This is a genomic window from Endozoicomonas sp. ALD040, assembly GCF_049275945.1.
In the GTDB taxonomy this organism is placed as follows: Bacteria; Pseudomonadota; Gammaproteobacteria; order Pseudomonadales; family Endozoicomonadaceae; genus Endozoicomonas_A.
Map to the genome: position 1 here is coordinate 3,287,434 of NZ_CP184829.1, position 12,376 is coordinate 3,299,809.

General features: G+C 46.3%; 7 protein-coding genes. 2 read left to right on the forward strand and 5 right to left on the reverse strand.

The features are described from left to right. Positions 1–89 precede the first annotated feature (89 nt). The 3 genes from ACOJUN_RS11955 to ydiJ all read right to left on the reverse strand — a co-directional run bounded on the left by ACOJUN_RS11955 (position 90) and on the right by ydiJ (position 6,720). The gene (locus ACOJUN_RS11955; RefSeq protein WP_422136824.1) at positions 90–1,250 is read right to left on the reverse strand and encodes a hypothetical protein; all 1,161 of its coding nucleotides are present in this window, start codon (positions 1,248–1,250) and stop codon (positions 90–92) included. A 225-nt stretch (positions 1,251–1,475) separates the two neighbouring features. Then, positions 1,476–3,290 carry a hypothetical protein gene (locus ACOJUN_RS11960; RefSeq protein ID WP_422136825.1) on the reverse strand — a complete coding sequence of 605 codons (1,815 nt, stop codon included), beginning with the start codon at positions 3,288–3,290 and terminating at the stop codon, positions 1,476–1,478. 349 nt (positions 3,291–3,639) lie between these two features. Beyond that, entirely contained in the window at positions 3,640–6,720 is a 3,081-nt protein-coding gene (gene ydiJ / locus ACOJUN_RS11965; protein WP_422136826.1) for a D-2-hydroxyglutarate dehydrogenase YdiJ, read from the reverse strand. 351 nt (positions 6,721–7,071) lie between these two features. Between ydiJ and ACOJUN_RS11970 the strand changes: the two genes are divergently transcribed. Next, the gene (locus ACOJUN_RS11970; protein WP_422136827.1) at positions 7,072–7,623 is read left to right on the forward strand and encodes a hypothetical protein; all 552 of its coding nucleotides are present in this window, start codon (positions 7,072–7,074) and stop codon (positions 7,621–7,623) included. 167 nt (positions 7,624–7,790) lie between these two features. Here the strand turns inward: ACOJUN_RS11970 and ACOJUN_RS11975 are convergent, their stop codons facing one another. Then, positions 7,791–9,629, reverse strand: coding sequence for an RNA ligase family protein (locus ACOJUN_RS11975; RefSeq protein WP_422136828.1), 1,839 nt, complete (start codon positions 9,627–9,629; stop codon positions 7,791–7,793). 247 nt (positions 9,630–9,876) lie between these two features. Between ACOJUN_RS11975 and ACOJUN_RS11980 the strand changes: the two genes are divergently transcribed. Beyond that, positions 9,877–10,365, forward strand: coding sequence for a hypothetical protein (locus tag ACOJUN_RS11980; protein ID WP_422136829.1), 489 nt, complete (start codon positions 9,877–9,879; stop codon positions 10,363–10,365). Between the two features lie 208 nt (positions 10,366–10,573). On the opposite strand, the gene ettA is transcribed toward ACOJUN_RS11980, so the two are convergent. After that, positions 10,574–12,241 carry an energy-dependent translational throttle protein EttA gene (gene ettA, locus ACOJUN_RS11985; RefSeq protein WP_422136830.1) on the reverse strand — a complete coding sequence of 556 codons (1,668 nt, stop codon included), beginning with the start codon at positions 12,239–12,241 and terminating at the stop codon, positions 10,574–10,576. Positions 12,242–12,376 lie beyond the last annotated feature (135 nt).

The window sequence follows — 12,376 nt, forward strand, 5'->3', positions numbered from 1 at the left end:
AGAACGTTGTTAAATCAAGAAAAAATGATCGATTGGTATGAAATTCCCCGCTCCAATCATAGAGGGGGCTCTCTGGCCACGTCACAGTTTCATCGGCGAAAGTGGAAGTGTGATACATGATTGGCCAGGGCTGCGTGATTTTTGCAGACCTTCCCACATGGCAACACCCTGCCAATCCCGTCCATTAGGATCACCTCGCAGACTGCTAGATCAAGTGCTCTCATAGTGTTAGTGAAAGAGGCCGTTTGTGAGGAACTGATACCCGAAGGCTTGTTATCAGCAACTGTTAAGTCCTGCTGTGATTCTACACTTGCTGCAAAATCCGGTGATTCTGCCAGGAAAGACAGATCTCTTCTGCAAAATGGACAGGTTTTCGTTGACCCTGGTGAAGTGCTCAGAAATATCTCTTTTAAACAGTGTGTGTCAATTTTATTCGAACAACAGGGAGTCACAGTTACTTTTCCAAACATTTCAAAGCATATGGGGCACTCCTCACCTCTATCAGGTTGCCTGCTGCTATCAGCTTGTGATCGGAATTGACAAACGCCATTACAGGAATCGACGTAACAATTTAAGCCGAAAGTATGCTGATGTTGTTCGGGGTTTTCTTTGCCTTCGCCAGAGCCGCGAGACAGAAACCTGGCGAAAAAGCCTCTACGGGTGATTGTTCCTGAGGCCTGCTGACCGGATGATGCTGATGCCTGGTTTTGTTGGCCATTTTCTGTTTGATCCTGTCCCGGAAGCACCATAGTGGTGATCGCAAACGGATGATGCTGACTTGTCTCCAGTTGATCCACCGGGTTAAACAGCGATGAATTGGAGTTCCAATAGCTTTTCAAAAGTATGCCGACAGCGACAAACGCTTCTGCGGGTATCCATGAATAGGGTTTGGCGCTCAGAAGCGGGGCGCTGGTGGTCAGAACCAGCTTGTAAGCAACCAGCAGATGAGCGACATAAATCAATTCCCACGGGATTGATTCAATAAGAGGCGTTGTTTCTCCATAATCGCCAAGTCTGTATGATTTGTGATCAGGCGGAAAAATTGATCCTGAGTCATCATTTGTTTCGGCAGAGTATGACTTATCGTACGACAATGTGTTTTTATTGTATTCTATGAAAAAACTCCTTTCTGGAACGCCTCCATCTTGTTCAAACTCGACAATAAAATGTCTTTTAAAAGATTTGGCATTACAGGTAACAGGCAGCAATATTAGCAATAACAGCAGTGCCTTGGAAAATGGCTTTTTCAAAGCTTTATCCTTACATCTGTTTTGTGTTTTTAAGAATTGAGAGGCTAGACCAGAAAATTGATAGATCAAGAAAATAAGTATTTTTTCAAAAACAAAGGTTTCACCGTGCTAGAAAATGTCTTCTAAGTAATTAACGCCCGGAGTATTCATGACAACACTGGCCTTATCAGCAGTTTTTTGGCGTTAGTTGACAATTTTTATTTCAACTGTCGATACCAAACACCTCTACTCATACAACCTTGGCTTCAGGCCGTGTTTCGGCCGCAGGCATGGTCTTGCCTGCGATGCCGAGTTCATTTGTCTATCGTCGTTTATGATTCGGTATTGACTTGAGCTGCCAATTTCCTCTGATTTCAAACCTGAATCAGGTTTGATTTCCGAGAGGGTGGCAATTTCAAAAGAGAGTGATTGGGCGATGGCTATCAACGTTCTGTAACCAGCACTTTCTACCTGTCTGGGTAACTTCAGTACTTTGCTTAACATATCCGGGTTGTTTTTCAGGAAGCTCTTTACCTGAGCTGCGAAAGCGTTGGGAAACCGGCAAACCACGGGAGGTGTTGCTGACATTTGTCGGGTGATCAATTTATGAAAACCGGAAGGGTTTCCAGAAAAGAGCTGTTGCCAGTTTTCAATACTGAGCTGGGTCGCATTTTCTGCGATAAACCCGGGCCAGAAGTCGACCAGATCAGGGTGAGCAAGTAGTTTTTTAAAAACAGTCGGCTCAATGTCGAGAGCCGCTTTTGGGTAATGTTTGATGAATTCCAGAGTGATAGTTTTTTCCTGGGTAAAGTCAGACAGTAGCAGTGTACTTCGGGTGGCTTTGCACAAAAGCGGTGACCGGGCAACCATCAAGCCGTTCTGGTGCCTCAGATAATGTTTTGAGGCTACGGTAATATAGTGCTCTTCCATTTCCGGGCTGAGTTGAATCAGAAGAATGAGCTGATGCACGAGGGCTGACTTACATCGAGCCAACACATTCGGGTATTTCAGATAAAGACCAAGACCCATCATGTCAGGATCATCCTGTGGCAGACGGGCAATAATGTCGGTGCTCTGCTGCCGGGCAACAGAGAGAACAATTTGATAAAGAGGATCTTGTTTCTTGCGCTGAGGCTTTGTAATGCGCAGGAGGTGATCATCCAGTGAAAGCTTCATGCTCTTCAGGTCCATAGCTAGGGCGTCAGGACATTTTTCCAGACGGGATCTGAGTTCAAACCCTTTAACTTTCAGAAACCTGTCACCAAGATCTTTATCCTGACGGATCTTCTTCAGCAGTCGTTCCAGATTTTCAGTGTTGGATGATTGCAACCAGCCATCCATTTCAATCAGTGATTCGGCATTATCATCCCACTGTCGCTTCTCATCTTTTGCAACCTGATTCGCTGCCTTGGCAGAAGAAGGCGTGACAACATTGCCCTGAGTCTCAGTAATAAGGTCTTTGGTGAAGGCATCAAAACAGTTCCGGGTGGTCTGATACAGGTCATTCAGATCGCCCTGAGTTGCGCACAGATGACTGAATTCATCCAGCCATTCAAACAGTGCTGTTCTGTAGAATCCGACCAGCTGGTTGAGATCGCTGACGTCCATAAAGTCGCAGAATCTTGAAAAGCCTTCATGCAGGGTTTGTTTCAGTTCGACCTGAATATTTTTCCCGGTTTTTTTGGCTTTGACGGAAGCTTGCAGCAGATTATTGAGCTGCTCTCTGGTACGAATGATCTGACAAGCGGGGGTTTTCAGGAATGCTGCGACCTGTTTGGTCAGTACTGAGAAGTCCAGCTCTCCCGCTACCTTTGCTTCAAGCATTGAGGCGGAACGATCACTGAGGTTGAGGTATTGATTCACATCCTGGGCTGATTGAATTAGCGAGCCGAGCAGGTTTCTCAGGCGAACCGGGTCCGGATGAGTGACAATCCAGTCTTTATAGCTGGCTATTACTTCCACCAGTTCGTATTGGTCATTGAGTCCAACCCTGGTACCCGGTGCAAACTTATTACGATCTAGCGTCAGATCCCGAACCTGTTCATAAAGACCCTGAGTCATTGTTTACTTCCCTGTTTTAAAACCTCTTTATCAAGAATCTAGCAACAGAAACAGAGTCAGGATCAGAGTCAGAAACCTGATTCAACATTTAGATAAGCTTTAACAGTGAGTGGAGATGACAAAAAGGCGTCAGCAGGAGAGCACCCTGAGCACTCTTCAGTACAGATCAGATTTCCTTGTGAGGGCCGAATCCTGGTGAGCGCCCGGGATTTCAATCTGCTCACGAATCAGTACGATGACCCCCTGTGTCAGCGTTCATGGTGGTTTTGGAAGGTTGCACGCTGGCTGATCTGATTGAGAATCCTAATGAGCTGTCAGAGCTGTTGGCAGTGGGTTGAGCACTGTTATTTTACTCGTTCATCAAGGCCAACAGCCTTGAGACCGGGTGAGGAATCTCGGTATTCCCAAAACGCTTAACCTGACTTCTACAGGAGTAGCCGGTAGCCAACAGTTGATCCTGGTTGTCAGGATTCTCGATCACAGGTTTCCAGCTCATGTCGTATAGCTTGCGGGACGTTTCCTGGTTACGGGTTTCATGTCCGTAGATACCCGCCATACCGCAACAGCCAGTAGCCTGGTAAGTCAGTTTTAGTCCACAGGCGGCAAACAGCTTTTGCCACTGTGCCGGTGCTGCTGGCGCATTCGTGGTCTCCGTGCAGTGCCCCAGCAGCTTGAACTCACCATTCAGATTTAACTGAAGCTCACGAATGGTATCTGCCTGACTGGCAAACCATTCCGAGAGTAATTGCACTTTGGGAGCTTCTTCACCCATGATCTCATGGTATTCATCGCGATAAGTCAGGGTAACGGCAGCATCAATCCCTATCAGGGCTACACCTTTATCGGCCAGTTTTTTGAGTGCTCTGGCATTGGTTTTCGCGACTTTCTCAAAACGCCCCAGAAAACCATAGACATGCAACACTTTGCCGTTGGGTTTATAGGGCGCAACGAGAGGACGATAACCGAGTCTGACCAACAGCTCGACCAGGTCAGTCAATACCGGAGTTTCGAAAAAACTGGTAAAGGCGTCCTGAACAATCACCACCGTTCGAGCCAGCTCTTTTTCTGTCATGGAAGCAAGCAGACTGTCTGAGGCCACGGAGGCACCAGAACGACAGCTGTCTTCCAGAGGGGATGCACTGGTGATAGTCGGCAGATCCTGAAGACCGGACGTTTTGGCCGAAAGCTTGTTCATCAAACCCGAGTTGGCCACACGGTTGTAAACAGATTTGGCTTTTGCCAGTGTTGGCAGAACGGGTTCCAACATCGCAGCAGCATGATGTTTAGCAGGGCGCAGGTAGCGAGTGTGGTAAAGCTCAAAGTACCGGGACCTCAGGTCAGGCACATTCACCTGAATAGGGCACTGACCTGCACAGGACTTACAGCTCATACAGCTGTCCAGTGCTTCATAAACATCATGACTGAAATCTTCCTTGCCTCGCAGCTTGGCAATGCTGTTGCGGGTCTTGTCCATGGCGTTATAGAAAAGTCCGGACTGGCGAGCTTCGTCCATTGCTTCAGAGATGTTGCTGCCCGCCGCGCTTTGCAGTCGCAACCATTCACGTACCAGTCCTGATCGGCCTTTGGGTGATTGAGTTCTATCCAGAGTGGCCTTCCAGGTTGGACACATGGCGCTGTTGGGATTGTAGTTGAAGCAGGCGCCATTGCCATTGCAATACATGCCATGGGTAAAAGCATCGAAGGCTTTTCTTTCGATGGTTCTGTCCAGCTGGCCACGGGTTTGCACACCGTCAATCTTCAGCAGGGTTTCTGATGCCCGGGTGGAGGGTGTCGCTATTTTTCCCGGATTCAACTGATTATGGGGGTCGAAAGCACTTTTGATGTTTTGTAGTACCGGGTAAAGATCCTGAAAAAAGTCGGGTGCGTATTCAGAGCGAACGCCTTTGCCATGCTCTCCCCAAAGGACGCCACCATGGGCTTTCGCCAGCGCAGAGACTTCATCACTGATGGTTCTGACCAGAACCTCCTGCTCAAGATCTTTCATATCAATGGCGGGTCTTACATGGAGAACCCCGGCGTCGACATGACCAAACATGCCATAAGACAGGTTATGGCTATCCAGTAACGCCCGGAAGCGAGCGATAAAAGCAGCCAGATTCTCTGGTGGCACGGCAACGTCTTCTACAAAGGGTATAGGTCGTGCGTCGCCTTCCATGTTGCCCAGCAATCCCACGGACTGCTTGCGCATATTCCAGATCTTTTTAACGTTTGGAGTTCCTGTCACAACGCTGTGACCCACCCGTTGGATTTCCGATGGCTTGTCCAACTCCGCTTTCAAGCGCTCAATACCTTCTTGAATATCGGCTTGCGACTGACCGGTGTACTCAACAAAGTTAATGCCGTCTATTTGATCAACATCATCCGGGAAGTACTCTTTGACGCTCTCCCAGACACTGTCTGCTTTGGCAAGCGAAAGAACTTTGGAATCAATGGTTTCAACAGAGCTTGGAGTCGCTTGCATAAGGGACTGGGCATCCCTCAGCGATTCCTGAAAGCTGGAATAGAACACCAGAACCAGTGCAGAGGTTTCAGGTATGGGCAGAAGGTTGACCTTGATTTCACTGATCATGGCCAGAGTCCCTTCAGAACCGCAGAGAATGGCATTGAGATCAAACTTGCCAACGTCTTCAGGGTTCACAGGATCTTTTCTGCGGATGTTGGCCAGATCGTAGCCGGTCAGATTACGGTTGAGCTTTGGAAAGATGGTTTCGACACGATCTTTATTCTGGTTATAGGCTTCAATCACCGTTTTGTGAACCTGCCCTGCGCGGTCTTTGCGCTGACAGATTTCATCAAGCTCCTGTTCTGTCAGTGGTGATGAGTTCCATACGGTGCCATCAGCAAAGACCGAGGTCAGTTCAAGGACATGATGGCGGGTTTTGCCATAGACAACCGAACCCTGACCACTGGCATCGGTGTTCACCATGCCACCCACTGTCGCCCGGTTGCTGGTGGACAGTTCCGGGGCAAAAAACAGTCCGTGCTTTGCAGCCAGATCATTCAGATAGTCTTTGACGGTACCGCTTTGAACCCTTGCCCAGCGCTCTTCAGGGTTGATCTCCAGAACCTGATTCATATAGCGACTGGTGTCTACCATAAATCCCGAGGTTAGTGACTGGCCGTTGGTGCCGGTACCTCCTCCCCTTGGAGAGAGTACAACCGTTTGAAAAGAAGGTTCATTAGCCAATGACAACATTGTGCTCAGATCTTCGGTGCCTTTGGGGTATAGGACACCTGCCGGATACACCTGATAGATCGAGTTGTCAGTAGCCAGCACAGTCCGTTCTGCATAGCCCAGCTCTATATCGCCCTGGAATCCGGAGCTGGCCAGCCGATCGGCAAAATTCTGATACAGCGTCCCTTCTGCGCTGGTGGCATTGACGGCCTGTTGGTTCAGTTTGCTGATCACTTTCCTACTCCCGGGCTTTGCTGTTTTATCGTCTTGCGAAGCGAAGGTGACGTTTCTCGGACTGCGTATTGTACGCAATTAAAAGTCTTTAGTCAGTGGGGATTTTTGCTCATTTAGTTGTTTCATGATTTCGGTGCTATATTGCACTGGGTTACAATTTTTCAGGTTTATTAAGATGCGTTTTTTTTATATCCAATTTATGTTTATTCCGGAGAGTTTTTAGATGCCATAAAAAGTGCAGATAAGGAGAAAGTTACTCTGCTCGTTACGCAAGGAAAAGATATTAATGTAAGGGAGTTCGATGGAGTAGTTGAAGATGAAGAAATCTATGAAGAGGCTGTCTATCCAATAGTGGCAGCTCTTCAGCATGGAAGTGTTGAGATGATACTTCATTTACTTCAAAATGGGGCTGATCCCAATGTGTCTGCTTTTTGTATTAGATTTATTGGCTATTCTTCTTTCCATCCAGCCATTTTTGAGACAGAAAGCATGCAGATTATTTTTTTATTATTAGTATATGGAGCTGACCCGAATGCTGGTTTAGGTAGTTCTTACCATATTGATTGCAATACTATATATACGTATGCGAGAGATAGTTGTTTATTTAACCATTATTTTATTTTTTTCTACTGGTTTCTTTTGCCAGAAGATACACGGGCTGAGCTAAAGAGAAATATAACGAACATCCAGGAATTAAATAAAGCATTATTTGATCTTTTTCCGGTGCTAACAATTACTGCTTTAATTACCATATTATCTATAACGCCACAGTTACAATTATCACGCTTCCCATATGCCTTTAGAAAAGTCTTTGAGGGGGTATTGAGACCATTTTTATATGAACGTAATTATATGCGTTATGAAAACTCTTCAATCAATTGTACTGAAAATTGGGATGAGTAACATCTAGAAAAAGGTTTTCAAAGACATTCTTTCATTTGGTGTGATTTTTTCAATTCGTAGTTAACTCTTATCGAGGGGTGAGGTTTGGCTATAGAGTTTCACAAAGAATGACTCATTACCATGAACCGGCATAGGAACGAGTCAAACTAGTCAACAGGCTTTCCCGGTTATTGAAAAGTCTCAGGCCGATCATTTATCAGTTGATATGCGGCTTTAAATAATTCAGAAATTATAAGTTTCCACTGTTTGTTATCGTTTACTTTACTCTTGGCAGCTAGCTCATTCTCTCTTTCATATTCATCTAAAATGTCCTTAACAAGTTCGCCTTTAATTTTATTAGTGTTTTTTGTTGTTAATTTATCTGATTTTGAAGTAACAGAACAAAGACGGTTTTCCGTTACTTTTGCAAGAAGTGAGGAGAGTATAATCTGATTCTCTTGCTTTATTTTTTTATTTTCGTTAGGAAGTGCTTTTTTAAAATTGGTTTCAGCAAATCTCGGGTTTTTTATTTTTAAAATGACAGGTTTTTGGTATTTTAAAAATTTAGGCTGCACAGGCTTAATAACAACACCTTCTGCAACATCACCGGTTTGACTATGAAAACTTGTAAAAACCGGATTGAAAGAAAGAGCACTTTCAAGGGAGTCACATATTTTTATCTCTGTAACCGTAGGGATACCAATGGCTGAAGTCCACTGTTTAAAAGTGTTATAATCTATTTTTTGTTTGTTGACGAAAATGTCAAAAGCCGCAAATTTTATATTATCCTGATAAAAAATTTCTTTCTGAATAGATTTGCCGTAGAGTTCGCCCGTAACATTTAAAATGTCTCCTTCTTTACAGAACTTCCGGTGCATATCAAGAATCATTTCTCTGTATTGTTCATTTACCGGGCGGTGGTTAAAAAAGTTTTCATCTTCACCAATCCAATCATTCCTTCTACCCACCTTAACAATGCTGCCGTCCGTCCAGAAGCTGTAGTTGCAGCCGTGAATTTTTTCAAGTACGACCCATGAAAGATCCTGTTCATCATTTTCTTCAATGAATGCTCTAATGGCATCAAGCACGATTTGATTCGAACTGTTTTCTATTGAGTGATACGTGTTGAAATTTTCAGATAGAGGCTTCGGCGTTAGATCAGCTTTTTCATCCAGCGCTGAGGCTTCCGATCGCTGTGTGGGGGTTGAAGCAGTTTCGACTGTGGTCGAGGAATCTGTTGTCGCTTCTGAAGTAGTGTCTTCCGAGTTGGGGTCATCACCGGACGAATTGGTCGTTTGCTTTTCCTGTTGCCCTCCGTTTTCGCTTTTTTTCTCAGGGCTATCAGGCACTTTTCTGATAATCTGCTCAAAAAAACCGGATGTGGAGTCAGAGTCCTTTCCTTTTGGGTAAACCCTGATGGTATCCCGAGTTTCAAAATCAAGGTCAATATAATCCCCCTCGGATGCCGCTGAGGACACAGGGGTCAGCATAGGAATAGAAGCTGTCGCATAAAATGTATTTTGAGTCTCCTGATAGAGTTCCAGCTCAGAATAAGCGATCGTTTTAGAGTTGTATTCCGTTGGCGGGGCGTACAGAGTGGGTGTAGAAAGAACGATGGTTTTATCGATTACGGTGGTTGCCAGTGATATAACGCTGTCGTTCAGCAGTTGTAGCCCTCTGGTTTGGTCAATGGTTTGAATGCCTGTGGCCGATGGGGTTGGCTCAATCAGTAGTGGAAAATAAATGGTGTCTGGCAAGTTGTTTTTATCTTTGTAAATTTCTATCTTGTCCGGTTCTATTTCTATTTTTTGAATGCCTTTGTTATCCATTGCCAGAGACAACGGGTTGCTTTTGTGAAGCATTTCGTTGTTTTTAAACAGGGCCTTATCTCCCTGAACCTGTACTGCCAAGCTTCCCATTCTCCCAATAAAAACCGCTCCGGAAGCTTGTGCACTATTTGACAGTATTGAGCCTGTAATAGTGCACATCAAACCAAGACGCAAACTACCGAGTGCCTTAAACAGCATAGCCATAAATCCTGAATTATTTTGCAGAAGTGAGAAGACTAGATGAATCTTAGGAAAGTTCTATTCTTATTCGGGATTAAGCGGTCAGGGTCTGAAAAGAAACGGCTCTTAAGTACTTTTTCGTTCGTGACCGCTTAAAAAGCAAGTAGCCGGAAGTGCTGAAGAGCATTACTGTACCGGGTCTCGGTTGATGTTGAAAAAAAACAAATGTGTATTATTTTAAACACGTTGTTCAAAAGGTTATGAGATGTTTAAATCCTATCTGATATTGCCAATAGTTATTATGTGCATGTCTTTCGAAGCCTTTGCAGAGAAGACAATGGAGTGCGTTCGAACTAAAGAAGGATTGCTGTTTTACGAACAGGAATTCAGGTTGAATCCACCAATTTCAATTGATGGAAAAAGAATCCACTATATAAAATTAAGATCAGCACTGAAGGTTGCAACAGAGTTAGGAGCCGATGAACCATTCTTCATTATGGGTAGGGGGATGAGGATATACGCAGGTGAAAATTCCGCAGAGGGGCTGATAATACAACAGTTGGATGGAACGACAAATCCAAATGAAATAATTTCACAAGTTCCGCAACTAAGTGGATATAACACTGATTGTGTTATCGACTACTCAAATAAACTTGATGAGAAGCTGCCATTATTCAACGCTGGAGATCCAATGGCTGAACTTAGTAGATTCAAAGTCAAAGTTGTTCCCATGCATGGCCGCAGCAACTTTTAGAGCGCAGCCAGACAAATTGAGAGCCCCGAAAACAAATGTTTCCATTTCTTTTCGGGGCTTTGTCGATCGGTTGAAGCAGACATTCGTCGTTTTTTCATATTACAGGGGACCTACTCTCAGGTCTCAGTCAATGGCTGAGTAACCGGACGAATCACGCACTGCTGACTGAAGAGCGTAGCCAGAAAGCTACGCTCTAGTCGGCTGGCAATCAGGCATCAATACGCTTGTATTTCATACGATGAGGGCCCGCTGCCTCTTCACCCAGACGCTCTTTGCGATCGGCTTCGTACTCGGTGTAGTTGCCCTCGAAGAAGGTGACTTTGGAATCGCCTTCGTAAGCCAGGATATGTGTGGCCACGCGATCCAGGAACCAGCGATCGTGAGAGATCACCATGGCGCAGCCCGGGAAGGCCAGAAGTGCATCTTCCAGTGCACGCAGGGTCTCAACATCAAGGTCGTTGGAGGGTTCGTCAAGTAGCAGTACATTGCCGCCTTCTTTCAGTGTCGCGGCCAATTGCAGTCGACCGCGCTCACCACCGGAGAGCTCACCCACACGCTTCTGCTGGTCACCGCCTTTGAAGTTGAAACGACCAATGTATTTGCGGGACTGCATTTCGTAGCCATTGATGCGAAGAATGTCCTGGCCATCGGAGATCGCTTCAAAAACAGTTTTGTCGTCTTTCAGCTCGTCACGCATCTGCTGAACATTAGAGATTTTGATCGTCTCGCCGTGTTCGATGCTTCCGGAATCAGGCTGTTCGTCTCCGGTAATCATCTTGAACAGGGTGGTTTTACCAGCACCGTTACCCCCGATGATACCGACAATAGCACCCTTGGGAATGCTGAAACTCAGGTCGTCGATCAGCAGCCGATCACCAAAGCCTTTGGAAACATGATTGAATTCCAGAACCTTATCACCCAGACGTGGGCCGGGTGGAATGTAGATTTCGTTGGTTTCGTTACGGGCCTGAAATTCCTGGGACTGCATCTCTTCAAAGCGTGCCAGACGTGCTTTGGATTTGGACTGGCGACCTTTGGCATTTGAGCGGGACCATTCCAGTTCCTGTTGCATCGCTTTTCGATGAGCGTCCTGTTGCTTGCTTTCCTGCTCGAGTCGGGCTTCTTTTTGCTCCAGCCAGTCGCTGTAGTTACCTTCCCAGGGTATACCGTGGCCACGGTCCAGCTCCAAAATCCAGCCCGCTGCGTTATCCAGGAAGTAACGATCGTGGGTGATAGCCACAACGGTTCCCGGATATTCAACGAGAAAGCGCTCCAGCCAGGCCACTGACTCGGCATCCAGGTGGTTAGTAGGCTCGTCCAGCAGCAGCATTTCGGGACTGGAGAGCAACAGGCGGCAAAGAGCTACACGACGGCGCTCACCACCTGACAGATTGTCTACGACAGCGTCCCACTCGGGAAGACGCAGAGCGTCGGCAGCGACGTCCAGTTTGCGCTCCAGGTTATGGGCATCGGCCGCCTGAATAATGTTTTCCAGTCTGGCCTGTTCTGTCGCCAGGGCGTCAAAGTCCGCATCGGGCTCAGCGTAAGCTGCGTAAACGGCTTCCAGCTTGTCCTGGGCTTCCTTGATTTCACCTAGTGCCTCTTCCACCACTTCACGGACTGTTTTACCGGGTGTCAGTTGCGGCTCCTGAGGCAGGTAACCAACATTCAGACCGGGTTGTGGACGGGCTTCGCCATCAAATTCCTGATCGACACCAGCCATGATGCGCAGCAGAGTGGACTTACCGGCACCGTTCAGACCTAGGACGCCAATTTTGGCACCGGGGAAAAAAGAGAGGGAAATGTCTTTAAGAATCTGGCGCTTTGGGGGAACGATCTTGCTCACCCGGTTCATGGTATAGACGTATTGTGACAATTTAGGCATCCATAATAGGTTTGATCGAAACCCCCGTATGATAGCACTTTTGAGGCATTTCTGTATGCTCGTACTTACCTCCGCAAAGGCGTCAGCCTCTGCATGCTTCATTTTGATTCCCTTCCGTTCTTTGCC